The organism is Delftia sp. BGA-UO-ETr-SB1, from assembly GCF_059567865.1.
The window spans coordinates 26,734-53,024 of sequence record NZ_JCAQOW010000005.1 but is presented as its reverse complement, the minus strand read 5'-3'; the positions used below and the strand labels follow the sequence as shown (position 1 = coordinate 53,024).

The 26,291-nt window shown below is 66.3% G+C and carries 24 protein-coding genes; 12 read left to right on the top strand and 12 right to left on the bottom strand.

Features of this window, described 5'->3' with window-relative positions; genetic code table 11:
- Positions 1–3 precede the first annotated feature (3 nt).
- Together ribBA and AC57B5_RS10395 are read right to left on the bottom strand one after the other, a co-directional pair.
- Positions 4–1,125 carry a bifunctional 3,4-dihydroxy-2-butanone-4-phosphate synthase/GTP cyclohydrolase II gene (gene ribBA, locus AC57B5_RS10400; RefSeq protein WP_013803408.1) on the bottom strand — a complete coding sequence of 374 codons (1,122 nt, stop codon included), beginning with the start codon at positions 1,123–1,125 and terminating at the stop codon, positions 4–6.
- Between the two features lie 212 nt (positions 1,126–1,337).
- Positions 1,338–1,652, bottom strand: coding sequence for a 2Fe-2S iron-sulfur cluster-binding protein (locus AC57B5_RS10395; RefSeq protein WP_099752085.1), 315 nt, complete (start codon positions 1,650–1,652; stop codon positions 1,338–1,340).
- A 152-nt stretch (positions 1,653–1,804) separates the two neighbouring features.
- On the opposite strand from AC57B5_RS10395, the gene AC57B5_RS10390 reads away from it, so the two are divergent.
- The 5 genes from AC57B5_RS10390 to gshA all read left to right on the top strand — a co-directional run bounded on the left by AC57B5_RS10390 (position 1,805) and on the right by gshA (position 7,694).
- Positions 1,805–2,236: a hypothetical protein gene (locus AC57B5_RS10390; protein ID WP_496399468.1), complete on the top strand. Its 432-nt coding sequence runs from the start codon at positions 1,805–1,807 to the stop codon at positions 2,234–2,236.
- 179 nt (positions 2,237–2,415) lie between these two features.
- On the top strand, positions 2,416–2,562 hold the full coding sequence (locus AC57B5_RS10385; protein ID WP_496399467.1) for a hypothetical protein: 147 nt from the start codon (positions 2,416–2,418) through the stop codon (positions 2,560–2,562).
- A gap of 870 nt (positions 2,563–3,432) precedes the next feature.
- Complete coding sequence (locus tag AC57B5_RS10380; RefSeq protein WP_486703752.1) at positions 3,433–3,948, top strand: CC0125/CC1285 family lipoprotein; 516 nt, start codon at positions 3,433–3,435, stop codon at positions 3,946–3,948.
- Between the two features lie 1,037 nt (positions 3,949–4,985).
- Positions 4,986–5,894 carry an SDR family NAD(P)-dependent oxidoreductase gene (locus AC57B5_RS10375; protein WP_013803405.1) on the top strand — a complete coding sequence of 303 codons (909 nt, stop codon included), beginning with the start codon at positions 4,986–4,988 and terminating at the stop codon, positions 5,892–5,894.
- 270 nt (positions 5,895–6,164) lie between these two features.
- Complete coding sequence (gene gshA, locus AC57B5_RS10370) at positions 6,165–7,694, top strand: glutamate--cysteine ligase (RefSeq protein ID WP_034391539.1); 1,530 nt, start codon at positions 6,165–6,167, stop codon at positions 7,692–7,694.
- Positions 7,695–7,701: 7 nt separating this feature from the next.
- Here the strand turns inward: gshA and AC57B5_RS10365 are convergent, their stop codons facing one another.
- Together AC57B5_RS10365 and AC57B5_RS10360 are read right to left on the bottom strand one after the other, a co-directional pair.
- Positions 7,702–7,914, bottom strand: coding sequence for an oxidoreductase-like domain-containing protein (locus tag AC57B5_RS10365; protein ID WP_012204391.1), 213 nt, complete (start codon positions 7,912–7,914; stop codon positions 7,702–7,704).
- A gap of 2 nt (positions 7,915–7,916) precedes the next feature.
- The gene (locus tag AC57B5_RS10360) at positions 7,917–8,159 is read right to left on the bottom strand and encodes a hypothetical protein (protein ID WP_043823769.1); all 243 of its coding nucleotides are present in this window, start codon (positions 8,157–8,159) and stop codon (positions 7,917–7,919) included.
- Between the two features lie 167 nt (positions 8,160–8,326).
- Here AC57B5_RS10360 and ylqF point away from each other — a divergent pair, with 167 nt between their 5' ends.
- Positions 8,327–9,280, top strand: a complete 954-nt coding sequence (gene ylqF / locus AC57B5_RS10355) for a ribosome biogenesis GTPase YlqF (RefSeq protein ID WP_496399466.1) — start codon at positions 8,327–8,329, stop codon at positions 9,278–9,280.
- A gap of 136 nt (positions 9,281–9,416) precedes the next feature.
- Positions 9,417–11,708 (top strand): putative bifunctional diguanylate cyclase/phosphodiesterase, encoded by a 2,292-nt coding sequence (locus tag AC57B5_RS10350; protein ID WP_269197050.1) that lies wholly within the window; start codon positions 9,417–9,419, stop codon positions 11,706–11,708.
- 84 nt (positions 11,709–11,792) lie between these two features.
- Here AC57B5_RS10350 and AC57B5_RS10345 read toward each other — a convergent pair whose 3' ends face one another.
- Positions 11,793–12,989 carry a M20 aminoacylase family protein gene (locus AC57B5_RS10345; protein WP_034391543.1) on the bottom strand — a complete coding sequence of 399 codons (1,197 nt, stop codon included), beginning with the start codon at positions 12,987–12,989 and terminating at the stop codon, positions 11,793–11,795.
- Between the two features lie 244 nt (positions 12,990–13,233).
- Here AC57B5_RS10345 and AC57B5_RS10340 point away from each other — a divergent pair, with 244 nt between their 5' ends.
- Complete coding sequence (locus AC57B5_RS10340) at positions 13,234–14,226, top strand: DHH family phosphoesterase (protein ID WP_043823772.1); 993 nt, start codon at positions 13,234–13,236, stop codon at positions 14,224–14,226.
- Here the strand turns inward: AC57B5_RS10340 and AC57B5_RS10335 are convergent.
- Positions 14,166–15,035, bottom strand: coding sequence for a pseudouridine synthase (locus AC57B5_RS10335; protein ID WP_496399465.1), 870 nt, complete (start codon positions 15,033–15,035; stop codon positions 14,166–14,168). The two genes, AC57B5_RS10340 and AC57B5_RS10335, sit on opposite strands and share 61 nt — an antisense overlap.
- A gap of 192 nt (positions 15,036–15,227) precedes the next feature.
- Here AC57B5_RS10335 and AC57B5_RS10330 point away from each other — a divergent pair, with 192 nt between their 5' ends.
- Complete coding sequence (locus tag AC57B5_RS10330) at positions 15,228–16,226, top strand: diaminopimelate dehydrogenase (protein ID WP_496399464.1); 999 nt, start codon at positions 15,228–15,230, stop codon at positions 16,224–16,226.
- Here the strand turns inward: AC57B5_RS10330 and AC57B5_RS10325 are convergent.
- Positions 16,223–17,596, bottom strand: a complete 1,374-nt coding sequence (locus AC57B5_RS10325; RefSeq protein WP_013803397.1) for an MFS transporter — start codon at positions 17,594–17,596, stop codon at positions 16,223–16,225. The genes AC57B5_RS10330 and AC57B5_RS10325 overlap by 4 nt on opposite strands.
- 90 nt (positions 17,597–17,686) lie before the next feature.
- Between AC57B5_RS10325 and AC57B5_RS10320 the strand changes: the two genes are divergently transcribed.
- Together AC57B5_RS10320 and cls are read left to right on the top strand one after the other, a co-directional pair.
- Positions 17,687–18,034: a MoaF-related domain-containing protein gene (locus AC57B5_RS10320; protein ID WP_012204400.1), complete on the top strand. Its 348-nt coding sequence runs from the start codon at positions 17,687–17,689 to the stop codon at positions 18,032–18,034.
- A gap of 366 nt (positions 18,035–18,400) precedes the next feature.
- On the top strand, positions 18,401–19,849 hold the full coding sequence (gene cls / locus AC57B5_RS10315) for a cardiolipin synthase (protein WP_496399463.1): 1,449 nt from the start codon (positions 18,401–18,403) through the stop codon (positions 19,847–19,849).
- A gap of 61 nt (positions 19,850–19,910) precedes the next feature.
- On the opposite strand, the gene AC57B5_RS10310 is transcribed toward cls, so the two are convergent.
- Complete coding sequence (locus AC57B5_RS10310) at positions 19,911–20,753, bottom strand: META and DUF4377 domain-containing protein (RefSeq protein WP_013803395.1); 843 nt, start codon at positions 20,751–20,753, stop codon at positions 19,911–19,913.
- Between the two features lie 332 nt (positions 20,754–21,085).
- On the opposite strand from AC57B5_RS10310, the gene AC57B5_RS10305 reads away from it, so the two are divergent.
- Positions 21,086–21,664 carry a DUF2242 domain-containing protein gene (locus AC57B5_RS10305; protein WP_013803394.1) on the top strand — a complete coding sequence of 193 codons (579 nt, stop codon included), beginning with the start codon at positions 21,086–21,088 and terminating at the stop codon, positions 21,662–21,664.
- 22 nt (positions 21,665–21,686) lie between these two features.
- On the opposite strand, the gene AC57B5_RS10300 is transcribed toward AC57B5_RS10305, so the two are convergent.
- From AC57B5_RS10300 to AC57B5_RS10285, 4 genes are all read right to left on the bottom strand, one after another.
- Entirely contained in the window at positions 21,687–22,559 is an 873-nt protein-coding gene (locus AC57B5_RS10300) for a peptidoglycan DD-metalloendopeptidase family protein (protein WP_496399462.1), read from the bottom strand.
- Between the two features lie 133 nt (positions 22,560–22,692).
- Positions 22,693–24,924, bottom strand: a complete 2,232-nt coding sequence (locus AC57B5_RS10295) for a DUF3300 domain-containing protein (protein ID WP_496399461.1) — start codon at positions 24,922–24,924, stop codon at positions 22,693–22,695.
- Positions 24,925–25,096: 172 nt separating this feature from the next.
- Entirely contained in the window at positions 25,097–25,414 is a 318-nt protein-coding gene (locus AC57B5_RS10290) for a DUF2322 family protein (protein WP_013803391.1), read from the bottom strand.
- A 91-nt stretch (positions 25,415–25,505) separates the two neighbouring features.
- A complete protein-coding gene (locus AC57B5_RS10285; RefSeq protein WP_496399460.1) occupies positions 25,506–26,222 on the bottom strand; it encodes a class I SAM-dependent methyltransferase in 717 nt (238 codons plus the stop codon).
- Positions 26,223–26,291 lie beyond the last annotated feature (69 nt).

Genomic DNA, 26,291 nt, shown 5'->3' with positions numbered 1-26,291 from the left:
TTCTTATTCCTTGGGGATGTAGCCGCTGATTTCGAGGCCGTAGCCGGCCATGCTGGGCAGGCGGCGCGGCTGGCCCATGAGCTGCATGCGCTGCACGCCGCATTCGCGCAGGATCTGCGCGCCCACGCCATAGGTGCGCAGATCCATGCGGCCGCGCTCGGGGGCCTGGGCGGCACGGGCGCTGCCGTCGAACTGGGCCATCAGCTGGTCGCCGGTCTCGCCGCAGTTGAGCAGCACGGCCACGCCGTGGCCCTGGCGGGCGATGTATTCGAGGCTGGAGTCCAGGCTCCAGGAGTGCAGGGTGCGGCCGGTCTCCAGCGCGTCCAGCACGGACAGCGGCTCATGCACGCGCACGGGCACGGGGGTGTCGGCTTCCCACTGGCCCTTGACCAGGGCCAGGTGCACGGATTGGCTGGGCAGATCGCGGAAGGCATGGGCGATGAACTCGCCATGCGCCGTCTGCAGCGGGCGCGTGCCGACCTTGCTGAGCAGGGATTCGTTGCGGCTGCGGTACTGGATCAGGTCGGCAATGGTGCCGATCTTCAGGCCGTGCTCGGCAGCGAACAGCTGCAGGTCGGGCAGGCGGGCCATGGTGCCGTCGTCCTTCATGATCTCGCAGATCACGGCGGCGGGGCTGCAGCCGGCCAGGGCGGCGAAGTCGCAGCCAGCCTCGGTATGGCCGGCGCGCATGAGCACGCCGCCGTCGACGGCCTGCAGCGGGAAGATATGGCCGGGCTGGACCAGGTCCGTGGGCTTGGAGTCCTTGGCCACGGCGGCCTGCACGGTGCGCGCGCGGTCGGCGGCGGAGATGCCGGTGGTCACGCCCTCGGCCGCTTCGATGGAGACGGTGAAGGCCGTGCTGTACACGGTGCCGTTGCGCGCGGCCATGGGCGGCAGCTTCAGGTATTCGCAGCGCTCGCGCGTGAGCGTCAGGCAGATCAGGCCGCGGCCGAAGCGCGCCATGAAGTTGATCGCCTCGGGGGTGACATGGTCGGCGGCCAGCACCAGGTCGCCTTCGTTCTCGCGGTCTTCCTCATCAACGAGGATGACCATGCGGCCCGCGCGCATGTCGGCAATGATGTCTTCCACCGGCGAGATGGGCACGGGGGACGTGGAGTTGTTCATGGAGTGCCTTCTGGAGGAGCCGGGTCGTGCGGACGGGGCGCGGCACACGCGCCGGCTCCCTCGGCCTGGCTGGCGTCAGAAGTGGGCTTCCAAAGAACGTGTGGCGCGGCGCAGCCGCTGTCGGCAATCGGCATGACCCGGAATGACCTTGCGAAAGCGCACATTCTATTCCAGCGGCCATCGGCCGCAGGCGGCGCGGGCTTTGGCCGGATTCAGGGGCCTAGGTCCTGCAGCACCACATCGCCTTCGGGATAGGCGATGCAGGGCAGCACGCAGCCCTCGGCCCGCTCCTCGCGCGTCACGCCCGGCCATTCGATCTCGTAGCGCACGCTGCCCGAGACCAACTGCCCGATGCATGTGCGGCAGGTGCCGTTGCGGCAGGAACTGGGCCAGTCCACGCCACCCTGCTCCAGCGAATGCAGCAGCGGCTGGTCGGCCCAGGCATCGACCTGCAGGCCGCTGGGCGTGAGGCGGGCGGTGAAGAAGGGCGGGGCAAAAGGGGAGGAGGCGGGGGAGTCCTGGCTCATGGTTATCAAGGGGGAATCAGGGGGGATCAGCAATTCGGTGGGGCGAAGGGTGTTTGTACCCTGTCTCGGGCCATGTCTGGCGCCAGGGGGCTGGGTTGGGGTGGGTCTCCCGGACAGCGGTCAGCGGTCGGCGGTGCGCTAGGCTTGGCGCCATGCATATCAAGCCCTACCTCCTGCCTGTGGTTGTTTTCCTGCTGGTCGGTCCCGGTGTGGGCGTGCTGACCGTGGTGCTTGTGGGCGCGGACGGTGTGCCGTCCCTTTCGGTGAACTGGCTACTCGTCCTGTTTGGCTATGGCATAGGAGCTGTTCCTGCCGCTTTGGCGGGCGTGATCTATGTGGTCGGCTGGCCTCTCAGGGGCCTGCTCCAGGTACTGAGCACCAGGGAGTTCGGCGCCGTGCTGGGTGCGGTGAGCGGTGTCGCTGCGCTGGCGGCATGCTTTGCAGCGACCTCCGGCACGCCGTTTCCCAAATCCCTCAGCGTCTATGTCTTTCCCCTGGTTGCCGGTGGCGTCTGCGGGGCGCTTGCAGCGCATGCGCGAGATGAGGCCTATGGGGGAGTGGGCTCGACTAGGGCTGAGTATTAGTTGGCTTGGTGACGAATGGGCAATTGGATATATGGTGATGCGACGAGTTGTGACCCGATCCGCATTGATCAATCCCAGGTCCTTGCAGGCGAGCTGCGCCTTCTCATCCTTCAACATATCAAGGAGCCAGGAGCGGATTTCGCCCATCAAGCAATGGGAGAGACAGAGGCCATCGGTGTGTGACTGTGGTTGCAGAGATGCTGCAGATGATCCAGCCGACGGTACGCCGGCACCTGGAGCTCCTGAAGCATGCGGGATTTCTTCATGCGACGAAGTTTTGCAAGTGGATTTTCTATTCCAGGGATGAGATCGTGCTGGACGGATAAAAGTCCTGGCTATGCAGCCAGATTTGATGCGCGAAGGCATCGAAATGGACAGTGGTGTCCCGGGCGGATGCCTGGTGATGCTCTGCTGGGGTGTTTAGGACTTCATGCGGAGTCTGCTGATCGGTTAAATGGACATCGCCGAAAAACCCCTGTGGCTCGCAACAGTGCCACCTTGTCGGTCATCTTGTGCTTGGGCGCCTGCCTGTTTTCTCGCAGCAGCTGCACTTCGATGTGGGTGTCGTGCTAGTCATCGCGTGCAGTTCTGCGGCGTGTGTTCTGGGCTGTTGTACCTAAATGAGGGGATGCAAGGCTGGCAGTCTTATGCTTGTGTCTGCAGCTGCATCAGCGTACGGTTTGGTCATTATCTTCTTGTTCATCGTGTTCTTGCGCGAAAAGCCGTCATTTGCGACCTGATGTGCTATTTTGACAATCTCATAGGCATTGCGATTCCGTCCGGCAATGTGCTTCGTAAACTGTGTGGAGGCTCTCAAGGCCTGCGCTACGCCTTGCTTGCCATGTTGGGTTTCAGTATTGCTTTCTTCATTTTGGCATATCTGCGAATAGGTCCCATGTCACCACTGACTTCTTTTGCTTGGCGTTCAGCTAAGCAGTTTCTTTCATCACTTAGGAGATTTTAGAAATGGAGCGCTGATTCAGGAGATGCGTGGATGCTGCGATTTGTGGCATTGCTTATGCAATCGCTTCTGGTCAATGCAGGGTGGGGCTCTGCATCTATGCATCTGGCGTTGGCAATCTTTCGCTTGTCGCCCCATTGGTCCGGTTTGAAGTTTGAAGGTGCAGATGTAATGGCCTCAGGCGGGGTTGGATGGGCATCGCTTTTGTGCTATAAACTGGCTTGGATAAATTTTGTTGCAAAATTTGCGTAACGTTAATTTGATTTATATGAAAAAACTAAGTGCTATTGTTTTTGTATGTCTTTTGTCTGGGTGTGCTACGCCATATCAGCCATATAGCTATTTGGGTGGTGGTGGGTATAAGGATGTCCAATTAAGTGAAAATAGTTTCAAAATTACCGTTGAAGCTAATGGTTATACAAGTAAAACTCAGGCGTCGGATTTGGCGTTGCTTCGTGCGGCAGATTTGACGCTAGAGAATGATTTTAAGTATTTTGTGATAATTGGCTCTGCGGATGAGGGAGGTGGAGCGGTATACGCAGCCCCCGCAACCACGTCAATAAATATGTATGCAAATAAATATGGAGCCACAGGAACTGCTCAAACTTACGGGGGGCAAACATTTTATGTGGCATTCCCTGCTCCTGTCTTAACCATATTGTCGTTCAAAGATAAGCCAGCCATATCGGGTATGGTTTACGATGCGCAAATTACATCGCGCTCACTTAAAAATCAAATGAATATCAAGTGATTTTATTTGAATAATTGAGTATTGCAGTGCATGGATGGCTAAAAGCATCAAATCTATCATGATATTGTCGGCTTGATAGCGCCATTCATGCCCTCATATGCGGAATCTGACATGAACTGCACTTTTCCCTGACTTTGCTTCGGATTCATTGATTCCGCTAGGACTTTCATTTGAAGCAATCGCTTCAGTGACTGGGCGTGCAACTACAATAATTTTCTAAAGAACTTAACTGTTTGTGATGGAATAAGTATCTGGAGAGTTTTTAAATATCAATAGTGCATAGTGTCGAAAAATTGATGGGATCTACTTGAATTTACTTTGCCAATCGATGGATATGGTCTTATTTTTAAGCGATTCAAGCCATGGCTGAAATTTACTGGGAGGGGCTTCGTCTCGGTTTGCGTGGGTCATTGTTGTCTTTGCAAGGCTGACCTGGGCTCGTGAAACGCCTGATTGAGGCTGTTGAACGGGCTCCAGAGCCTGCTGACTGCCTGTTTTTTGAGCAATTGGCCGGCTTGCTTGTCAAATCAATGACTTATGTTGCGAATTTGGCATTTTTGGCGGCTTGTCCACATGCTTGTCCAGTCCGAATGGGGGTAAATGCGTACATGCGGGTTGCGCGGTGGATAAGCGGGACGCGGCCCGAAAATCCGGGGTCTTCTGCCTGTTTTTTAAGCGGATTGCATGTTTTCCTTTTGAATCAATGACTTGTGTGGCTTATCCCGCCCGCTGTGAAAGTTGTTCACAAGATTGTTCAGGGTGAGACGGGATAAGTCGGGCAGACGACTTGTGGATTTGATTAAAAAATAGGCAAAAGAAAAAAATCCATTCAAAACAACCGCTTGGGTCACCAGTCCCGGGCCAGCACATGGTTGTCCACAGGCTTGTCACGCAATGGTGGGGACAAGGCTGGCGGCCCTGCCGCAGTCGCTTGGGCAACCGGAATGAAGGCGGCGTCCGTCTACATTGCTGGGTGACCGGCGCCTTGCCATCCGGCGGGCGGAGCCGGCATCCAATGCAACAAAGGGAGCATCTCCATGGCGATTGAGTTTGAGGGCCGCGTGGCCATCGTGACGGGGGCCGGCGGCGGCCTGGGGCGTCTGCATGCGCTGGCGCTGGCGGCGCGCGGCGCCAAGGTGCTGGTCAATGATCTGGGCGGCGCGGTGGATGGCAGCGGCGGCTCGGCCACGGCGGCCCAGGCCGTGGTGGACGAGATCCGCGCGGCGGGCGGCCAGGCGCTGGCCAACGGCGCATCGGTCACCGATTTCGCGGCCGTGCAGGCCATGGTGCAGCAGGCCGTCGATGCCTGGGGCCGCGTGGACATCCTGGTCAACAACGCCGGCATCCTGCGCGACAAGAGCTTCGCCAAGATGGACATGGATGATTTCCGCCTGGTGGTGGAAGTGCACCTGATGGGCGCCGCGCATTGCTGCAAGGCCGTGTGGCCGCACATGCAGGCGCAGAACTACGGGCGCATCGTGATGACCACCTCGTCCACGGGCCTGTACGGCAACTTCGGCCAGGCCAACTACGGCGCGGCCAAGCTGGCCCAGGTCGGCCTCATGCAGACGCTGGCGATCGAAGGCGCCAAGCACGGCATCCATGTGAATGCGCTGGCGCCCACGGCGGCCACCCGCATGACCGAAGGCCTGATGCCCGAGGCCGTGCTGGCCGCCCTCAAGCCCGAGGCCGTGGTGCCCGCCATGCTGGTGCTGGCCCACGAAAGTGCGCCCACACGTACCACGCTGTGCGCAGGCGCGGGCGGCTTCGAGGCGGCCTTCATCACGCTGACCGAAGGCGTGTATCTGGGCCAGGGCGATCAGGTGCCGGAGCAACTGGCTGCGCAACTGGCCCAGGTGCTGGATCGCAGCGGCGAACAGGTGCCCGCCAGCGGCGCCGCGCAGGGCACGCTGGAAGTGGGCAAGGCCATGGCCGCGGCCCGTTGATGAAGCGAGGGCCGGCAAGTGATTTCACCGCTGGCCGGCCTGCCCTTGCCCGGCGTCAAGGCAGGGCCGGCCGGGAGGGCGAAACTCTGACATATTCCTTTCGCTCGCGGCGGTGCCATGCGGGGCAACAGGCCAAAACGCGTGGTTAAGCGGACAGGCGCCATCGCGTTTCCTGCCGTTTCTCTATCATTCGGCGTCCGGGTCGGGTCCGCCGGGAATCCTGGTGGTTTCCGTGTGGGCCGGTGCCCATCAACGAATCGGTAAACAAGAATGAAAACATCGCAGGCATCCATGGCGGTTCCCGATCCCCAGCGGCTCAAGGGCATACGCCGTGGCATAGAAAAGGAGGGCCTGCGCGTGCTGCCTTCCGGCAGCCTGGCGCTGACGCCGCATCCCCTGGCACTGGGCTCGGCGCTCACGCATCCGCACATCACCACCGACTACAGCGAATCGCAGATCGAGCTGATCACGGGCGCGCGCCTGGGCGTGCAGGAATGCCTGGACGAGCTGGTGCAGATCCACCAGTTCGTGCTGCGCAGCCTGCGCGATGCGGGCGGCGAGATGCTGTGGTCGTCCAGCATGCCCTGCCAGCTGCCCACGGACGAGACGATTCCGCTGGCGCGCTATGGCTCCTCGCATTCGGGCCGTTCCAAGAGCGTGTACCGCATGGGCCTGGGCCATCGCTATGGCCGGCGCATGCAGACGATTTCGGGCATCCACTACAACTGGTCGCTGCCCGGCGTGACCAGCGACCAGTATTTCTCGCTGATCCGCAATTTCCGGCGCCATGCCTTCGTGCTGCTGTACCTGTACGGCGCATCGCCCGCGCTGTGTCCCTGTTTCGTCGAGGGGCGCGAGCATGGCCTGAAGCCGCTGGGCAATACGGGCCAGGCGCTGTACCTGCCCCATGCCACCTCGCTGCGCATGGGCCGCCTGGGCTACCAGAGCGATGCGCAGGCGAGCATCAACGTCAGCTACAACGGCCTGGAAGGCTATGCGAATTCGCTGCATGAGGCGCTGACCCATCCCTACCCGGCCTACGAGATGCTGGGCGTGCGCAATCCGGGCGGCGACTACAACCAGCTGGGCACGGGTCTGCTGCAGATCGAGAACGAGTTCTACGGCACCATCCGCCCCAAGCGCACCGTCAGCCGTGGCGAGCGTCCGCTGCATGCCCTGCGCGAGCGCGGCGTGGAGTATGTGGAAGTGCGCCTGATGGACCTCGATCCCTTCGAGGATGTGGGCATTGCCGCCCCCACCATGCGCATGCTGGACGTGTTCCTGCTGCACTGCCTGAATGCCGACAGCCCGCCCGATACGCCGGCCGAGATCGCCGAACTCAAGCACAACCAGCACCTGACCGCCGAGCGTGGCCGCGAGCCCGGCCTGCAGCTGGTGCGCGCGGGCCGCGAGGTGCCGCTGCGCGACTGGGCCCATGAAGTGCTGGACCAGTGCCGCCCCTATGCCCAGGCGCTGGACAGCACGCACGGCACGCAGGATTACAGTGCCGCGCTGGCCCAGGCACTGGAGCGCCTGGAGCATCCCGAGCGCACGCCGTCGGCCCATGTGCTGGGCGAGCTGACGGGCGAGTACGGCAACAGCTTCTCGCGCTTCACGCTGGCCCGTTCCGAGCAGGCCCGCGATTCGCTGCTGGCCCTGCCCTGGAGCCAGGCGCAGCAGCAGCGCTTCGAGCAATGGTCGGCGCAGTCCGTGCAGGACCAGCGCGACATCGAGGCCGCAGACACGCTGTCCTTCGAGGAATGGCGCCTGCGCTACATGTCGCCCGAGAACCTGCGCTGACCGTGCCTCAGCCAGGTCCGCCGCTCAGGGCCTGGCCTGCATCCTCGCACCAGAACAGCACGGCGTCGTAGAAGCCTTCCCAGACGCAGCCGTTGCAGCCGCGGCCGCAGCAACTGGTGGGCTGGGGCGGCGCCGGGCGCAGTGCAATGCCTGCAGCCTGGGCGCGCTGCTGCCAAAGCCCGATCTGGGACAGCGCCTGCTCCAGCGGGCCCTGCACCATGCTCAGCGCCGCGCCTTGCTGCGGCGCACCACAAACAGCACGATGAAGGCCGTGCCCAGCAGCAGGGCGAACCAGCCGACCAGGTACGACTGGGCCATCATCTGCACGATGCCCCCGGGTGCCATGAACTGCGGCGCCAGCAGAATCACCAGGCCGATCACGGCGCAGGTCACTCCCTTGATCAACAGTTCGATGTCGGCCTTGCGCGAGGCGGAGCGGGAAGAGGGGGTATCGGGCAAGGACATAGGCAGTGAGGCGGGGCGTAAAAGCGGGGGACAATTGCGGCTTGCGCAAGAAAGAATGAAGCCTGCGGTTTGCGCTGGGGCGCAGCGCGCCGTTCCATCCTGTCTGCGCAAGCCATGAATTATCCTTGCGCCCCTGCCAGTTCCCCCGTTTCCCAGAAAGTAATCCCATGGCCATACAGTGGTTCCCCGGTCACATGAATCTCACGCGCAAGGTGATCACCGAGCGCGTCAAGGAAATCGATGTGGTCATCGAAGTGCTGGATGCGCGCCTGCCGGGGTCGAGCAGCAACCCGCTGCTGCAGGAGCTGACGGGCCACAAGCCGCGCCTTCAGGTGCTCAACAAGCAGGACCTGGCCGATGCCGCGCGCACGCCGCTGTGGCTGGACTGGTACAACGCCCAGAGCGACACGCGCGCCATTGCGCTGGACGCTTCCGAGCCCGCACCCACGCGCCGGCTGATCGAGGCCTGCAAGCTGCTGGCCCCCAACCGTGGCGGCATGGCCAAGCCCATGCGCGTGCTGATCTGCGGCATTCCCAACGTGGGCAAGTCCACGCTGATCAACTCCATGAGCGGCAAGCGGCAGGCCAAGACGGGGGACGAGGCCGGCATCACCAAGCTGGAGCAGCGCATCGTGCTGGCCGACGACTTCTACCTCTGGGACACGCCCGGCATGCTGTGGCCGCGCATCATCGTCGAGCAAAGCGGCTACAACCTGGCCGCCAGCGGCGCCGTGGGCCGCAACGCCTATGACGAGGAACTGGTGGCGCTGGAGCTGCTGGGCTATCTGCAGAAGAACTACGCGGACCTGCTGGAGGCGCGCTACAAGCTGGGCCTGGACAACGAACGCATTGCCGCCCTGCATGACGACGAGCTGCTGGACGCCATCGGCCGGCGGCGCGGCGCCATGATGAGCGGCGGACGTGTCAATCTGCAAAAAGCTGCCGAGCTGGTGCTCACGGATTTTCGCGGAGCGATCCTGGGCCGCATCACGCTGGAGACGCCCAACGAATACGCGCAGTGGCTGGCCGTGGGCCAGCAACGCGATGCCGAGCGCCAGGCCCGCAAGGACGCCAGCAAGGCGCGCAAGCGCCCCCCGCGCGAGCGCAAAAGCGCGCCCTGAGGCACCGCCGGCCGGCGCCGGCATACCCCGTTTGGTGCAAGAGGGCGTCCGACCGGGGCGGTGGCACAACCACCACAGCCGCAGGCGGCGCCGACCGCTAGCATGTTGAGTGTTCTTTCTCTGTTGGGGCTTTTTCATGCGGCGTCATCGAGTCGAGGCGGAAATCCATTTGTCCCTGCGCCGGGTCGTTCTGGTCGGCAGCCTATGGATCACCAGCCTCACCGTGCTCCTGGCCATGGCGCTTCTGACGCAGGACCCCGTTCCCTGGCCCAGCGTGCGGCTGAACCTGGTTGCCGCCGGCGTGAGCTTCGGCGCCGTGCTGCTGGGCTGGCGCCGGCACTGGAAGCTGGCCTCCAATCTTCTGGTCTGGGGCACCTGGGTGGCAGCCGTGACCGTGGTGGCTGCCACGGGCGGCGTGCAAAGCAGCTCGGTGCTGGCCTTTCCGGCCTTGCTCGTCATGTGCGCCTGGGTGCTGGGCGTGCGCACCACGCTGGCCATGCTGGTACTGTCCGTGCTGGCCATGGCCGTGTTCTGGGTGGCGGGCCGCGAGGGGGTTGACTGGATAGGCCAGCGCGAGACCTCGCCCGTGTTCTCCATGCTGTACTTCGTGGGCATGCTGGGGCTGACGGGCACGGTCACGCTGATGGCAAGGCGCAGCCTGATCCGCCGTGCCCAGGAACTGCAGGACACGCTGGGCTCGCTGGAGCAGCACCAGGACGATCTGCGCAAGTTCTACCGCGCCGTGGAGCAGAACCCCGAGAGCATCGTCATCACCGACGTGCACCAGAACATCGTCTACGTGAACGAGGCCTTTCTGCAGCGAACCGGCTTTGCGCGCAACGAGGTCCTGGGCCAGCCCACGCACCGCTACTCCACCATGGGCCTGGACGCGCCGGCCTGGGAAGAGGCCTTGCACCAGCTGGGCCGGGGCGCGCTGTGGCGCGGCCAGATGACCAACCGCACGCGCCAGGGCGAGGACCTGCCCGAGGCCGTGCTGGTGGCGCCCATACGCGCCTCGGACGGCAGCATCGTCAACTATGTGGAGCTCAAGCAGGACCTGTCCGAGCGCATGCGCGCAGAACGCCAGATCCATGCGCTGGCGCATTTCGACGCGCTCACCGGCCTGCCCAACCGCCTGTCGCTGACCCAGCGCCTGCGCGCGCTGGCGCGCGAATTCCGCGAGGGCGGCAAGGGCGGCGAGCCGCGCCACGGCCTGCTGCTGCTGGACATGGACCGCTTCACGGCCTTCAACGATGTGCGCGGCACGGTGCGTGGCGATGCGCTGCTGGGCGCGCTGGCGCTGCGCCTGGCCGATGCCCTGCCCGACGGCGTGCTGCTGGCCCGCATGGGTGCCGACGAATTCGCCGTGCTGCTGGAGAAGGCCGGCCAGGAGGCGGCCGAGGTCGACCAGCACATGCGCGCCCTGGCACAGGTGCTGCAGGACGCTCTGGAGCGGCCGCTGTGGCTGGAGGAAACCGGCGAGGAAGTGCAGGCCAGCTGCAGCATTGGCGCGGCCAGCTTTGCCGCCTCGCGCACCGACAGCGGTGGCCACGATGTGCTGCGCCGCGCGGGCGTGGCCCTGCACCAGGCCAAGCAGGCCGGGCTGGGCCAGGTCGTCATCTTCCAGCCCGACATGGCCGAGGCCGTGGGCAAGCGCTTTCGCATCGAAAAGGACTTGCGCCGCGCCATTCCTGCCGGCGAGCTGCAGCCCTATCTGCAGTCCCAGGTGGACCACATGGGGCGCTGTGTGGGCGCCGAGGTGCTGGTGCGCTGGAACCATCCGCGCCTGGGCATGGTCGAGCCCGGTGATTTCATTCCCGTGGCCGAGGAATCTGACCTGATCGTGCAACTGGGCGACTGGATGCTGGAGCAGGCCTGCCGCATGCTGGTGCGGCCCGAGTTCGTGCAGCAGGGCTGGCGGCTGTCGGTCAACGTCAGCTGGCGGCAGTTCCGCCAGCCCGACGTGGTGGACAAGCTCAAGCGCACCCTGGCCGCAACCGGGGCCGACCCGCGCCGCCTCACGCTGGAGGTCACCGAAAGCGTGGTCATGCGCGATGTGGACGAGGCGCGCGAGCGCATGGCCGAGCTGCAGCTGCTGGGCGTGGAGATGGGGCTGGACGACTTCGGCACCGGCTATTCATCGCTGGCCTATCTGCAGCGGCTGCCGTTCCGTGAACTCAAGATCGACAAGTCCTTTGTGCAGGACTGCCATACCTCGCCGGGCAATGCCGCCATGGTCGAGGCCATCCTGCTGCTGGCCAGACGCCTGCGCCTGCGCGTGGTGGCCGAAGGAGTGGAGACCGAAGAGCAGGCCGGCACGCTGCGGGCCTGGAACCAGGACGTGCTGTTCCAGGGCTACCACTACGGCCGGCCGCTGCCGGCGGTCGAGTGGGTGGATCTGCAACTGGGGGCGCCTGCCGGCGTGTGAAAGCCGGCGTGAGGGCCTGCGTGTGAGGGCCAGCGCAAGAGCCCGCGTGTGAGGGCAGGCCCAAGAGCCTGCATGTGACGGCGTTCAGGTCCTGGACTGTTCCAGCCAGCGGCGCGCCAGCAGGTCCCAGAAACGTGCTCCGCGCCCCAGGTTGTCGTCGTTGAAGTCGTAGCCGGGGTTGTGCAGGCCCACGCCGGGCTCGCCCGTGGCGGGGCCGTTGCCTATCCAGCCATAGGCGCCGGGCACGGCCTCCAGCATGAAGCCGAAGTCCTCGGCCGTCATGGCCGGCAGGATGTCGGCGTGGGTGCGGTCCTCGCCCACCGCTTCGCGCATCACCTCGGCCATGAAGCGGGCCTCGTGCGCGTGGTTGGTGGTGTTGGGATAGCCGGGCTTGAGAATGAACTCGGCGCGGCACAGATGGGCCGCTGCCACATGCTCGCTGATGCGCTGCATGCCTTCGATGAACATCTGCTGCGTCTCGGTCCTGAGCGCGCGCACCGTGCCGAAGATGCTGGCCTCGTCGGGAATGATGTTCTCCACCGTGCCGCTGGTGATCTTGCCCACGGTGAGCACGGCGCTGTCCAGCGGATCGGTGCTGCGCGACACCAGGCTCTGCAGCTGGCCGACGATGGCGCAGGCCACGGGAATAGGGTCCAGCGTGGTGTGGGGCATGGCAGCGTGCCCGCCCTTGCCGTGCACGCGGATCTCGAAGCGCAGCGTGGAGGCCATGATGGGCCCCACGCGCACCGCCATCTCGCCGGCAGGCAGGGCAGGCCAGTTGTGCAGCGCGAACACGGCCTCGCAGGGGAAGCGGTCGAACAGGCCGTCTTCCATCATGGCCTTGGCGCCTGCGCCGCCTTCCTCGGCAGGCTGGAAGATCAGGTGCACCGATCCATCGAAATCCGGCTGCTGCGCCAGCAGCGTGGCCGCGCCCAGCAGCATGGTCGTGTGGCCGTCATGGCCGCAGGCATGCATGCAGCCCGGGTTCTGGCTGGCGTGGCCGAAGGCGTTGAGCTCCGTCACCGGCAGCGCATCCATGTCGGCCCGTATGCCGATGCTGCGGCCCGGGTTGGCGGCGCTGCGCCCCCGGCCGTGGATGCTTGCCACCACGCCGGTCCTGCCCAGCCCGCGGTGCACCTGCAGACCCAGCGCCATCAGGTAGGCCGCCACCTTGTCGCCGGTGCGGTGCTCCTCGTAGCGCAACTCGGGGTTGGCATGCAGGTCGTGGCGGAACTTCAGCAGGGAGCCGAGGTGGGGGGTGATGTCGGGTGTGGATCGCATACAGGGGCCGCGGCGGCCTGCACGCCCAGCGGGTCCGCAGGCGGTCGCAGCAATTCAATGACAAGGCGGACATGATAGGTCCTGGGGTTTGCCTGCGGCGCCTGCCGGGGCGATAGGCCTTGTCCTGCCCAGGCTTTGCGCTACGTTCCTTGCGAGCAGCCCGCGCAATGCCCGGCTGCCCAGGATGCCCGGGCGCTGGAGCAAGTGCAGGGGAATGGCGCCAGGACCGACAATCGACCCCATCATGAAAAACACCATCCTGCCCCTGCAATTGTTCGTGCGCCCCGAGCATGACGATCCCCAGCCCCTGATCCTCTACCATGGCCGCCGCTGCCCGGACGGCTACGGCGCGGCACTGGCGGCCTGGCTGTACTACGGCGGGCAGGCCGAATTCCGGGGCCTGGACCATGGCGAGATCCAGAAGGCCGACGACCTGGGCGAGCTGGCCGGCCGCGCCGTCTACGTGCTGGACTTCGCCTTCGAGCCCGAGCTCATGGCCGAGATCGAGTCGCGCGTTTCCAAGCTCGTGGTGCTGGACCACCACAAGAGCGCTGCCGAAAAGCTGAGCGGCTACCAGTGCCGCTGCGGCGTCGTGCACTTCGACATGAACAAGTCCGGCGCGCGCCTGGCCTGGGAGTTCTTCCAGGCCGACAAGCCCGTGCCCGGCCTGATCCGCTTCATCGAGGACCGCGACATCTGGAAGTGGGAATTCGCCGAGAGCGCGGGCTTTCTCGCGGCGCTGGACATGGAGCCGCGCAGCTTCGAGCGCTGGGCCGAGATCGCGGCCTTCACGCCCGAGCAGGAAGCCGCCTTCATGGCGCGCGGCGGCGCCATGGACGAAAAATTCCAGAAGCTGTGCGCCGACATTTCCGAGGCGGCCCAGCCCCTGGTCTTCAACGGCATGCAAGGGCTGATGGTCAACTGCCCCGGCATGTTCCACAGCCAGGTCGGCGACCTGCTGGCGCGCCAGAGCGGCAGCTTCGCGCTGATGTGGCATGCCAGCACCAAGGGCGTGAAGATCGGCCTGCGTTCGCGCTCGGAGTTCAACTGCATTCCGCTGGCCGAGAGCTTTGGCGGCGGTGGCCATGCCCAGGCCTGCGGCTTCAAGATGGGCAACGAACGCCTGGTGGAGCTGCTGTCTGGCGTGCTCAAGGCCGATGCCTCGGCCGACTACGCCTACGTGGCAGCGCCGCTGATGGAGCAGCCTGAAACGGGCGCGCCTGCCGAAGCTGTCTGATCCGGCTGTGCCGTCGCCGGCAGGCCCGCACAGGCCTGCCAGCCGGGAAGGGCGCACAGCGCGCGCCAGTGCTGCACATCGGCCACATGGCCCAGTTGCCGCCAGTCGGCCTCGAAGCGCAGCGTCTCGCCCGTCATCGGGTGCGCCAGCTCCAGCGCATGGGCGTGCAGCCACAGCCGCTGCAGGCCCAGCCGCTCGGCCCACCAGCGGTTCAGCGGCCCCTTGCCATGCGTGGCGTCGCCAATGATGGGATGGGCCACATGCTTGAGATGGCGGCGTATCTGGTGGCGCCGGCCCGTGGCGGGCAGGGCCTCGACCAGTGAAATCCGTGTGGCCGCGTGGCGCGGGTCAAAGGCCTCGGGCCATTCCAGGCGCGCCAGGCAGCGCAGCGAAGTCTGTGCGGGCTGGGCTGGCGCGTCCTCGGGCGCATCGTCGGGCCTGAGCGCGTGGTCCACCTCCACCGCATCCGGTAGCCAGCCCCGCACCAGCGCCAGGTATTGCTTGCGCATTTCCTGCCCGGCAAAGGCCTGGCCCAGCCGCTGGGCGGCCTGGGCATGCAAGGCCATGACCAGCACGCCGCAGGTGCCCTTGTCCAGCCGGTGCGCGGGGTACACATGGCAGCCCAATTGGTCGCGCAGGGTCTGCAGCACAAAGCGCGTCTCGTGCGCGTCCAGTCCCGTGCGATGCACCAGCCAGCCTGCGGGCTTGTAGACCGCCACCAGATGCTCGTCGCGCCAGAGGATGTGCAGCGGCGCGTCGTCGGGCTCTGGCGGCTGGGCCAGGGAGGGGATGGATGAAGGCTGGAACATGAGGGCGTGAGTGTAGGCGCTGTCCGCCCACCGCCATGCAGGCCCCGTGCACTACCCCCGTGCAGGGCAACGCAGTGCTGCCTGCCATTGCACGACTGGCGGCTTCAGGGCGATGCAAGATCGCGCCTGGTTCCGCGCCGCCGCGTGAACCGGAGTTTCTGAACCCCTCTCAAACGCAACGCACCACACCGCATGGACCATCGCAGCACCGCTCCCATCCGCATCGCCATCGTCGGCCACGGCAACCTGGGCCGTGGCGTGGAGGCGGCCATTGCCCGCAACCCCGACATGGTGCTGGCCGGCATCTACACCCGCCGTGATCCGGCCCGGCTGCGTCCGCTGCAGCCCGGCACGCCCGTGCATGGCATGGACAGCCTGCTGGCCCATCGCACCGGCATCGACGTGCTGGTGCTGTGCGGCGGCTCCAAGGACGACCTGCCGCAGCAGACGCCCGCGCTGGCCGCGCATTTCAGCCTGGTGGACAGCTTCGACACCCATGCGCGCATTCCCGAGCATTTCGACCGGGTGGATGCCGCCGCCCGCGCAGCCGGCACCACGGCGCTGATCTCGGCGGGCTGGGACCCGGGCATGTTCTCCCTGCAACGCCTCATGGGCGAGGCCCTGCTGCCCGATGGCGCCACCTACACCTTCTGGGGCAAGGGCCTGAGCCAGGGGCACTCGGACGCCATCCGCCGCATTCCCGGTGTGGCCGGGGGCGTGCAGTACACCATTCCCGTGGACGAGGCCGTGCAGCGCGTGCGCAGCGGCGTGCGGCCCGAACTGTCTGCGCGCGAGCGGCACCGGCGCGAGTGCTTTGTGGTGCTGGAGCAGGGGGCCGATGCTGATGGCGTGCGCCAGGCCATCGTCGGCATGCCGCATTACTTTGACGAATACGACACCACGGTGCATTTCATCAGCGCCGAGGAACTTGCCCGTGACCATGCGGCCATGCCGCATGGCGGATTCGTCATCCGCAGCGGCCGCAGCTCGCAGGGGCTGCACCACTCCATCGAATACCGCCTGCAGCTGGACAGCAATCCGGAATTCACGGCCAGCGTGCTTGTGGCCTATGCGCGCGCCGTGCACAGGCTGCAGCAGTCGGGGCAGACGGGCTGCAAGACCGTGTTTGACGTGGCGCCCGGCCTGCTGTCGCCCAAAACTGCGCAGCAGCTGCGGGCCGAGCTGCTTTAGCCCTGGCCCACGCGGGCCGCGTCTTCCAGCCGGTCCACATCACGCAGCGGCTTGAACAGGGTCATCCAGCTGCCGACCACGCCCAGCGTGCACAGGCTGCCCACCACGGCAGCCGGCACGGCGCCCAGCCAGGCGGCGCTGGTGCCGGCGCGGAATTCGCCCAGTTCGTTGGACGAGCCGATGAACAGCATGTTCACCGCGTTCACGCGCCCGCGCATGGAGTCGGGCGTGGAAAACTGCACCAGGGCCGAGCGGATGTAGACACTCACCATGTCGGCCGCGCCGGCCAGCATCAGGGCGGCCATGGACAGCCAGAACCAGTGCGACAGCGCAAACACCAGGTTGGCCACGCCGAAGATGGCCACGGCGGCGAACATCACGCGGCCCACATGGCGCTGGATGGGACGGGCCGACAGCCACAGGCCCATGGCCACCTCGCCCACGGTCATGGACGAGCGCAGCAGGCCCAGGCCTTCGGGGCCGACCTTGAGCACCTCGTGCGCATACACGGGCAGCAGGGCCACCACGCCGCCCAGCAGCACGGCGAACAGGTCCAGCGAAATCGTGCCCAGGATGATGGGGCGCGTGCGGATGAAATGGATGCCTTCGCCAAAGCGCTGCCACAGCGAGCCGCCCGCCGGCGCCATGGCCCCGGCAAAGCGCACGGGCACCGTGCCCAGCAGCAGCACGGCCAGCACCAGGGAGACGCCGCAGACCGCATAGGTCAGCACGGCGCCGCCCCAGGCGTAGAGCACTCCGCCCAGCACAGGCGCCGCAATGGCGGCCGTGCGCATCAGCATGCTGTTGGTGGCCAGCGCCTGGGCCAGCTGCTCGCGCGGCACGATCTGCGGCAGCAGGCTTTGCAGGGCCGGCCCCGTGAAGGCGCGGCTGCAGCCGAACAGCACCAGCACGGCATAGATCCAGTGCACATCGTGCGCGGCCGCGCCCTCGTGCCAGGACAGCCACAGCAGCAGCAGGGAGCACAGGGCAGCCACGGTCCAGCTGCCCGACAGCAGGCGCTTGCGGCTCATGCGGTCGCTGAGGTCGCCGGCCGGAATCAGCAGCGCCAGCATGGGCAGGAACTGGGCCAGTCCCACGTAGGCCAGGGACATGGGGTCGCGTGTCAGGTCATACACCTGCCAGGCCACGACCACCGCCTGCATCTGCTGGGCGAACATGGACAGCATGCGCGCCATGACGAAGGGGACGAAGGCGCTGCTGCGCAGGCCGGCAGCGGGGCTGTCGGCCGATGAGGGGGGAAGCGGGGAGGAGGGCAAGATCGGATATCCGTGGAGGAGCACGCGCAGTATCTGCGAAATGCCGGCGCCTTGCTGGCCGTTGTGCCCGCTCCACGCTGCCGACGAAGGCATGCGGTCTGCTCCCACAAACACCCGCGGCGCGGCGCGAGAATATGCCATCACGGGTCAGGCCAGAACCCCGCATCAGAGGAGCAACACACCATGTCCATGTTGTCCATGCAATACGCCGGCACATTGATCGGGCGCGAGGCGGTCATCGACTTCCCCGACAGCAAGGCTGATGTGCGGTACACGCCGCAAGGCCAGATGGTCTGGCATGTGGTCGATTCCCTGGGCCATGTATCCGATGGCTGCGAACGGCTCAGCTACCTGCAGGTCAGCGACAGCCTGCACTTCCTCAACTGGATCGAGAAAACGGGCTTCACCGTCAGCCAGGTCATCGACACGGCCCAGGGCACGGTGCAGGCCTTCTGGTCGTTTGCCGACCCGGCCAGCGAGGGCGGGCACCGCTCGTCCATGTTCGTCGAAGGCCGTTTCCGCTTCCGTTGAGGCGCCCGCCTGCACGGCGCAGCCCGGCCGCGTGAAACATTGCGGCATCTGCGCGATCTGCCTGTTTTTTCAGCGCCTGCGGCAAACCCATGGCTGGCGCGGCAATGCAGGGTTGTCCCGAAGCTTGTCCACAGGCAGGCCCACAGTCGCTGGGCATAACCGTCACGCTGCGGTCATTTTCGTCATGTAGCGGAAAAGTTCCTGGAATGTGGGTGTGCACTATCGTTGAATCCAAGGATCGGCGGGTGCATGGAATTCCGGTACATTGCCTGAGGCGAGGCCGGCCGCGCGCAGATCCAGGTTTGCCGCCGTGAAACATCCCTTCCGCCCAATCCCGTCCGCAGGTCCCCCGGCTATGCTGGCTGCATGACCTGGCTGTTTCTTGCATTGCATCTGCTGCTCATTGCAGGCTTTGGCTTGCGCATCCTGCTGCGCGACGATGTGCGGCCCGACGTGCGCATGGGCTGGCTCACCGTCATCGTGCTGCTCCCCTATGCGAGCTGCGCGCTGTACTACCTGTTTGGCGAGGTGACGCTGCGCCGCCGAGGCCGGGCCCGGTACCGCAAGGTGCAGGACTTTGCGCCCGGCGCCCCGGTCACGGGCAGCGGCGTGCCGGTGGCGGGCATCGCTCCGCAATGGCAGGCGGCCTTTGGCTATGCGGCGTCCATCAACCGCTTTCCCGTACAGCCGGGCCATGCCGCGCAGCTCATGGCCGATGGTGCCCAGGCCCGCGCCCGCATGCTGGCCGACATGGAGGCCGCCCGGCACGAGATCAACGTGCTCTACTACATCTGGCTGGCCGATGACACGGGAACGGCCATGGCCCAGGCTCTGGTGCGCGCGGCCCGGCGTGGCGTGGTCTGCCGCGCCATGGTGGACGGGCTGGGCTCGCGCGCGCTGCTGCGCTCCGACCTCTGGCAGCAAATGGCGCAGGCCGGCGTGCAACTGGCCGTGGCCCTGCCGGCCAGCCACCCGTTCAGGGTGATGTTCACCAGCCGGCTGGACCTGCGCAACCACCGCAAGATCACCGTGATCGATGGTGCCATCACATACTGCGGCAGCCAGAACTGCGCGGACGAGGCCTTCGCCGTCAAGGCCCGCTACGCGCCCTGGGTCGATATCATGCTGCGCCTGCAAGGCCCGGTGGTGGCGCAGATGCAGCAGGTCTTTGCCAGCGACTGGGCGCAGGCGCGCAGCGCAGACCATGGACTGTCCATGCCCCTGACCGCCGAACCCGAAGCGGGGCCGGCCGACACGCCCGCCGAAGGCTTTGCCGCCGTCGTCATTGCCGAAGGCCCGGCCGAGCGGCCGCGCTCCACCTCGCAGCTGGTGTCCACCCTGCTGGCCAGTGCGCGGCGCGAAGTGGTGATCTCCACGCCCTATTTCATCCCCGATGCCACCGTGCTGGAGGCCCTGTGCGCCGCCGCCTGGCGCGGCGTGCAGGTCACGCTCATCCTGCCGGCGCGCAACGATTCCTGGATCGTGGGCGCGGCCAGCCGCAGCACCTACCGCTACCTGCTGCGGGCCGGCGTCATCCTCCATGAATTCCGCCCCGGCCTGCTGCATGCCAAGACCCTGTGCGTGGACGGGCAGGTGGCCCTCGTGGGCTCCACCAACCTGGACCTGCGCAGCTTCGACCTGAACTTCGAGAACAACGTACTGCTGCAGGACGAGGCCGTGACCCGCGCCATCCGTCAGCGCCAAGCCGACTACATCCGCCAGTCCGACCGCATCACCGCCGCCCAGGTCCACGCCTGGCACTGGGGCCGTCGCATCTGGAACAACCTGCTGGCAATGCTGAGCCCGGTGCTGTGAGCCTGCAAAGAAAAAGGCCTGCGCGATGCAGGCCTTCAGGGCTGTTGGGAGGCAGGCGCGCTCAGCGGCCCACGCGCTCGCTCTCGACCACCATGTCCAGCACATAGGCGTAGGCCGATGCGTCGGCGGGCACGTTCTGGCGCTTGTAGCGCTGGATGCGCAGCACGTTGCGGATGCCGGGTTCGTGCTTGTAGCCCTCGATCTCGCTGTAGAAGTTCTCCCACTCGCCGGTGGAGGTCTTCACGCCGTTGTCGCCGTAGCGGATCTCGCGCACGCGCAGGCACTGGAAGTCCTTGATCAGCGGGTGATTGCAGGCCGTGCGTTGGGGTGCCACTTCCAGGAAGATGCGCTCGCCGGCGCTGCCGTACTGGGTCTGGGCCGTGGGCGAGCCGTCGAACTGCCAGCGCGTGCCATCGATGAAGGTGAGCGTCAGGCGCGCAGGCTGCTTGCCTTCGCCCAGTTGCACGGACCATTGCTTGGCCGTGGGCAGGATGCGGGCCACCTTTTGCTCCAGCGCCATCAGTTGGTCGTCATCGCAGGCCATCAGCGTGCTGGCGGCGCGTTGGGTGGCGATGCGGTTGCCTTCGGTGCGGTAGCCCGTGGTCACCACGTTGCACAGGTTCTTGACGGCCAGGCGCTGGTCGGCGAATTCCAGTTGCAGGGGCCGCTTGCGCGAGGCGGCGGTCAGGAACCAGCTCTGGTCCTCGGTGCCCTGGGGCGTGAAGGCCTGGCGAAGATTCCAGTGGTAGGCGGTCAGCGATTGGGCATCACCGGGTGGGCCGGCAGGGGCCGACGCCTGGGTCTTGGCGCCTTCTTCGGCATTGCCACCCTTGTCGATATGGCTGCAGGCGCCGAGCCCCATGGTGACGATCACGGGCAGGCACCAGGTCCAGCTTGGCTTCATGTTGAATTCCTTGGTTGATGGGTACGGAGACAGGCTCAGGCGCGGCGGGCTGGTGGCAGCCCTGGCGCGGCATGTGCCGCGCCGGCCCTGGCCGAACCGGGGCACCATAACGCAGATGCGCGGCGGCGCCTGTCAGAACGGGGCGCTATTCACATTCCTTTGCATCTATTTGATGCAGGCGGAAAAAACGGATTGCTGCAAAGTTGCCGGCCGATGCGTTGCGCTCAGGTGAGAATAGGCGGCCAGCCGCCATGCCATCCGCAGGCTGCGGCGCCGGAGCAAGGAGCAGGTTCGTGTATCGACGTTGGAGTGCAGCAAACAGGGTGCGTGGCATGCGCTACGCGGGAGCTTTGGCCATCATTGCAATGCTTGCGGGCTGCGGCTCGACCATTCCCCAGCATGTGCCCGTGCAGGAGAGCTTCGGCTCCACCGAGACCTTCTCGCGCATGTTCGATGCCTCGCCGGCCCAGACCTGCGAGGCCGCGCGCCGCGCGCTGCTGAGCCAGGGCTACATCGCCATGGCGCGCACGGCCGAACTCATAGAGGGCAGCAAGAGCTTCCAGCCCGACCCTGAACTGAACCTGCAGATGAACATCCGCGTGGTCTGCGTGCCCGAGACGGCCGATGGCCAGGTCAGCATCGGCTTTGTCACGGCGCTGCAGGACCGCTATACCTTGAAGAAGAGCGCCAACTCGGCCAGCCTGGGCGTGGGTGCGCTGGGGTCGGTGTCGCTGCCGTTCTCCTCGGGCAGCGACTCCATGGTCAAGGTGGGCAGCGAGACGATTGCCAAGAGCGGTTTCTACGACAGCTTCTTCGAGCTGGTGTCGCGCTACCTGGCGCAGGACCGCGAGTCCATCGCCGTGCCCACGCCCGTGGCGCCGCAGAACACCATTCCCTCGGCCAACCACTGACGCCGGCGGGCGCCGGCCCGGTTCACGCCGCCAGGAATAGGGCCGGGTCCACCATGGCGCGGTTGAGCATCACGCCCCAGTGCAGGTGCGGGCCGGTGACACGGCCCGTGGCGCCGACCTTGCAGAAGGCATCTCCCGTGTCCAGCTGATCGCCCAGCTTGCACTGCACGCTGCTCAGATGGCAGTACATGCTCAGCAGGCCGCCGCCGTGGTCCAGCCACACGGTGCCGCCGTTGAAGAAATAGTCGCCCACATCCACCACCTTGCCCGGCAGCGGCGCGACGACGTTGGTGCCCGTGGCTGCCGCGATGTCCATGCCGCTGTGCGGATTGCGCTGCTGGCCGTTGAACACGCGGCGCAGGCCGAAGCTGCTGCTGCGGCGGCCCGGCACGGGCTGGCGCATGCGCAGGTCGCCAGGGCGTGCAGGCGGCTCGGTGAACAGCGCCATGATGGTCTGCTGGTGGGCGCGCTCACGCTGGTAGCGGGCATCGTCCTCGGGTGACAGGTCCACGGTCTTGGGCGAGACCTTCAGGCGCTGCTCGGTGTATTTCTTGTCGCGCACTTCGTAGGGCAGGGTGCGCGGTGCGCCTTCGCCCTTCACCGTCACGCCATGCGTGCCGGGCGCCACCGACAGCGCAATGCCGACCACGGCCGTCCATTCGATCATGTCGCCCACCACCAGCACGGGCACGTCGCCGGCCAGCACCTGGGGGCGCTGGGCGGCTGGCCCCAGCGACAGGCGGGCCACGCCACCGGGCACGCGGCTGTCATGCGGCCAAGGGGATTCCCCGGAGGCCGCAGCGGCCCAGGCCGGGACCATCAGGCCGGCGCCCGAGGCGCACAGGGATTGCACAAACAGTCGGCGGGAGCGGGAATTCGTCGTCGGTATCTGCATGAGGGAAGCGGGGGGGGGGCTGTGGTCGAGCGCCCCATTGTCCGCCATGCCAGCGCGCCAGCTTGCCAACGCCTCAACGCCTCAACGCCTCAACGCCATGACGCCATGGCATTCAAATGCGCTTGCGGGCCGCTCAACGGTCCCGGCGCTCGTCGCGCCCGCCGCGCCGCTCCTGTGGGCGGGCCGCGTTGGCCATGCGCTGCTGTTGCTGGCGTTGCTCCTGCTGTGCGCGGGCCTGCTGCTGCTGGGCACGCGCCTGTGCCTGGGCCTGCTGTGCTTGCTGGGCCTGCATGCGTTGCTGCTGGGCAGCCTCGAACTGCTGCTGTCTTTGCTGCTGCGCCTGCCGCTCCTGCATCTGGGCCTGTCTTTGCGCCTGCTGCTGGGCCTGTTGTTGGGCCTGCATCCTGGCCTGCATCTGCTCCTGTGCGCGTGCCTGCTGCATTTGCTGCTGGCGCGCCTGGTCCTGGGAGCGCTGCTGCAAGGCCTGGCGATCGCGCTCGGCCTGTTGGCGGGCCTGGGCTTGCGCCTGAACCTGGGCCTGGTCACGCGCCTGATCCCGCATCTGCGCCTGGGCCTGCATCTGGGCCTGGCGCTGCTGTTGCTGGCGCGCCTGTTCCTCGCCGCGAAGGCGGGCGGCCTGCGTCTCCATTTGCTGCTGTTGCTGCTGGCGCTGGCGCGCTGCATCGGCCATGGAGCGGTCGCGGTCCTGCCTGTCCTGTGGCCTCATGCCCTGCTGCGTGGCTGCGGAAGACCAGGAAGGCACGCGGGAGTCGCGGCCCCTGTCACCCTGCATGGCTGCCGCAGGCAGTGCGGGCGCAGGTCGCTGCGCGGCGCCCGGTGGGGATGAGGGGGCCGATTGCGCAGACTGAGGGGACTGCGGCCACTTGCCGAACTGGCCCGGCTGCGAGGCCGGCACCGGGTTCATCCGGGGCTGCAGCGAGGCCTGGGGCCGGTCATCGGGCCTGAGGCCCGGGCGTCCGCGATCGGCGCCATCGTGCCGGGCAAAGCCCTGGGCGCCGCCGGGCGGCACCATGCCTTGGGTGGACGGGGGCGGGCCGCCCTGCGGCGGCCTCAGGCCCAGGCGTTGGGGCATGCCGGAGTGCGCTGCGGCGGCGGCGCCGGCCATGCCTGCGGCACCGGCCAGGGCCGCAGCGGCCATGCCGCCTGAACGTGGGTCACCGGAGCGTGGGTCGCCCGAGCGAGGATCACCACCTTGCTGCGGGAAATCAGGGCGGCGCGGCTCGAAGTGCGGGTTGTTCGCGATGTGGGTGACGTTGCCAACGTTGTTGATGTGCGTGTTGTGGATGTTTTGCACCACCGTGGTCGAGCGCGAGACGTAGGTGTTGTTGTTGTAGATCACGGCCGGGCGGCGCGAGGGCGGTGGTGGCGGTTCGTTGCGGTGCCAGCGGTAGCCGGGCTCGCCCCAGCGCATGCCCCATGAGTTCCAGCCCCAGGGGCGGCGGTCCACGGACTCGGCCAGGATCACGCCTGCGCCGAAGCCGATCAGCCCCGCCACCACGGGCGCGGCCGAACTGCCCACGTATACGGGTTGCGGCGCCACGATGGGGCGGTATCCGCCGTACATCGGCACCGGCTCGCCATAGACCACGCCCGGGTCGTACTGCGGCACATAGACGGTGTCAGGCTGGGCCGGTGCGATCTCGATGAATTGCGGCGGCGTGTCGATCACCGGCACGGGCAGCATGGACGACAGCGGCTCGCCCACGGCCTGCGGTGCGGGCTGGGGCACGGGGGGCGGGGCATCGGCCGTGGCCACGGCCACCTTGAGCCGGCTGGAGTCCTTGAGCGTGCCGGCCTTGTAGGCGCGCTGGCGCATCACCTGGATGGCGTTCATCACATCGGCCGGATCGTTGTAGTAGGCCTTGCCCAGGGCCGTGGTCCAGGGAACGTTGGATGACAGCTGCGCCAGCACATTGGGAAACTGCGCCAGCGACTTGACCGAAGGGTCCCAGTCCTGGCTGTTGACGGCGTTTTGCAGTTCCTCGGGCTTGAGGCCGGGGTTCTGCCCCATCCACACCTCGGCGGCGCCGACCTGGTCGGGATAGGTGGAGGCGGCTAGCACCTGGGCCACGAGCTTGTCGGGGTACAGCGCAATGGGCGCCACCATCTGATAGAGCGTCTCGGCCGAAGGCGGCACATAGGCCACGGGCGTGGCGACGGGCTGGGCGCTTTCGGTGGCAGGCGGCAGCGGCGCGCTGGCGGCCTGCGGGGGCTTGTCCTGGGATTCGTTGCAGGCGCTCAGCGCCAGGGCGGCGGCCAGGCCCAGCACGCTCAGGCGCAGGGCACCAGCGTGGGAAGTTGAGCGGGCCGTGGTGCGTGCTGTGGGCACGGCTGATTGCAGCATTGCGTTCTCCTGGGCAGGAACGCCTTGCGCGCCGAAGCGGCAAGGCACATGTCATTTGAACGCCAAAGTGCGCGCTGCGTTGACACCGGCGTGTCAGCCGATGCCCCCAGTGCGCGCAACTTCTGTGACGCGGTGTTTACCCAGGCTGAATCAGGCGGCGCTCAAGCTGCGCTCAGGCCGCGATCAGGCGGGCCTGGTAGCTCTCGGCACCCTTGGACCAGGCCAGCAGGCGGTCGATGTTGGGATGCTTGCCGGGGAAGGCGATGGCGTCCTGCGTGTGCTCGGCATACCACTCCAGGCCCAGCTCTGCGGCGGCCGGCGTGATGCTGCCGCCGTACAGCGCGGCCAGCGCGTGGTACACGGCCAGCGAGCCGGTCTGGCCGGGCTTGTTCTCGATGGTGGCCACGACCTGGCCCTGGGCATCGGCCAGCTGCAGCGCGGCGAGGTGGGTGACGGTGGGCAGTTGCTGAAGGCGTGCGGAGAAGTTCATGCTGAAAGGCTAATCAAAGGGAAAAGAGTGAAAGGGACGGGTCAACCGACGCCGGGCGTTCTGGTGTTTCAGTGGCTGAGGGGTTCAGTGGTCAGGCCTTGAAGGCAATCCAGGCACACCAGAACAGGCTGGAGAAAAAGCGCTTGGGCTGCACGAAACCGGCCTGGGCCAGCAGCTGCTCCACCGCCTCTTCCGAGGCCGGTGGAACCGCGCCCTGCCGGATTTTGCCGAGTTTCGCATGGACAGCGGCCTCGTCCACGCCCGCCATGCGCCAGCGCATGGCCCAGGCTTCGAGGAACAGCGGCTCGCTGTCATAGCGGTGGCGGTTGCAGGCCAGGATGAAGGGCGCCCCCGGCGCCAGTCGCGCCGACAGGGCCTGCAGCAGCTGCAGCTTGTCCGCGTCGTCAGGGACGTGGTGCAGCACGCCGATCAGCGTGGCCGCGTCGAACACCGTGCCGGCCGGCAGGTCCTGCACGGCGCAGGGAGCTGCCTGCACCTGGGCTGAGAGCCCCGCCGCGGCGATGCGGTCCATGGTCTGGTCCAGCATGGGGGCCGAGGGGTCGGCAGCCGTGAATTTCCACTGCGGCCTGAGCCGCGCCGTGGCCAGGATTTCCTGGCCCGTGCCACCGGCGCCGCCAATCAGCACGGACTTCGGGCCGGCATCCAGGCTGGCGGCCAGCAGGCAGGCCGCCAGTTCGTGGCAGGCGTCGTAGCCGGCCAGTGCGATGCGGCTTTGCGTTTCGTACTCGGCCGCGCGGGAGGTGTCGAACTTGGCGGCGGAAGCCGCCTGTGGCAAGGCTTGGTTCATGGCCTGGCATTGTGCTGAGGCCACGGTCCCTGCAAAAGCGCCGATGTGCGATGGCCCACCCCTGCAAAG

Coding starts and splice junctions, on each gene's coding strand:
- ribBA (WP_013803408.1), bottom strand. CDS start 1,125: ATGAACAACTCCACGTCCCCCGTGCCCATCTCGCCGGTGGAAGACATC.
- AC57B5_RS10395 (WP_099752085.1), bottom strand. CDS start 1,652: ATGAGCCAGGACTCCCCCGCCTCCTCCCCTTTTGCCCCGCCCTTCTTC.
- AC57B5_RS10390 (WP_496399468.1), top strand. CDS start 1,805: ATGCATATCAAGCCCTACCTCCTGCCTGTGGTTGTTTTCCTGCTGGTC.
- AC57B5_RS10375 (WP_013803405.1), top strand. CDS start 4,986: ATGGCGATTGAGTTTGAGGGCCGCGTGGCCATCGTGACGGGGGCCGGC.
- gshA (WP_034391539.1), top strand. CDS start 6,165: ATGAAAACATCGCAGGCATCCATGGCGGTTCCCGATCCCCAGCGGCTC.
- AC57B5_RS10365 (WP_012204391.1), bottom strand. CDS start 7,914: ATGGTGCAGGGCCCGCTGGAGCAGGCGCTGTCCCAGATCGGGCTTTGG.
- AC57B5_RS10360 (WP_043823769.1), bottom strand. CDS start 8,159: ATGTCCTTGCCCGATACCCCCTCTTCCCGCTCCGCCTCGCGCAAGGCC.
- ylqF (WP_496399466.1), top strand. CDS start 8,327: ATGGCCATACAGTGGTTCCCCGGTCACATGAATCTCACGCGCAAGGTG.
- AC57B5_RS10350 (WP_269197050.1), top strand. CDS start 9,417: ATGCGGCGTCATCGAGTCGAGGCGGAAATCCATTTGTCCCTGCGCCGG.
- AC57B5_RS10345 (WP_034391543.1), bottom strand. CDS start 12,989: ATGCGATCCACACCCGACATCACCCCCCACCTCGGCTCCCTGCTGAAG.
- AC57B5_RS10340 (WP_043823772.1), top strand. CDS start 13,234: ATGAAAAACACCATCCTGCCCCTGCAATTGTTCGTGCGCCCCGAGCAT.
- AC57B5_RS10335 (WP_496399465.1), bottom strand. CDS start 15,035: ATGTTCCAGCCTTCATCCATCCCCTCCCTGGCCCAGCCGCCAGAGCCC.
- AC57B5_RS10330 (WP_496399464.1), top strand. CDS start 15,228: ATGGACCATCGCAGCACCGCTCCCATCCGCATCGCCATCGTCGGCCAC.
- AC57B5_RS10325 (WP_013803397.1), bottom strand. CDS start 17,596: ATGCCTTCGTCGGCAGCGTGGAGCGGGCACAACGGCCAGCAAGGCGCC.
- AC57B5_RS10320 (WP_012204400.1), top strand. CDS start 17,687: ATGTCCATGTTGTCCATGCAATACGCCGGCACATTGATCGGGCGCGAG.
- cls (WP_496399463.1), top strand. CDS start 18,401: ATGACCTGGCTGTTTCTTGCATTGCATCTGCTGCTCATTGCAGGCTTT.
- AC57B5_RS10310 (WP_013803395.1), bottom strand. CDS start 20,753: ATGAAGCCAAGCTGGACCTGGTGCCTGCCCGTGATCGTCACCATGGGG.
- AC57B5_RS10305 (WP_013803394.1), top strand. CDS start 21,086: ATGCGCTACGCGGGAGCTTTGGCCATCATTGCAATGCTTGCGGGCTGC.
- AC57B5_RS10300 (WP_496399462.1), bottom strand. CDS start 22,559: ATGCAGATACCGACGACGAATTCCCGCTCCCGCCGACTGTTTGTGCAA.
- AC57B5_RS10295 (WP_496399461.1), bottom strand. CDS start 24,924: ATGCTGCAATCAGCCGTGCCCACAGCACGCACCACGGCCCGCTCAACT.
- AC57B5_RS10290 (WP_013803391.1), bottom strand. CDS start 25,414: ATGAACTTCTCCGCACGCCTTCAGCAACTGCCCACCGTCACCCACCTC.
- AC57B5_RS10285 (WP_496399460.1), bottom strand. CDS start 26,222: ATGAACCAAGCCTTGCCACAGGCGGCTTCCGCCGCCAAGTTCGACACC.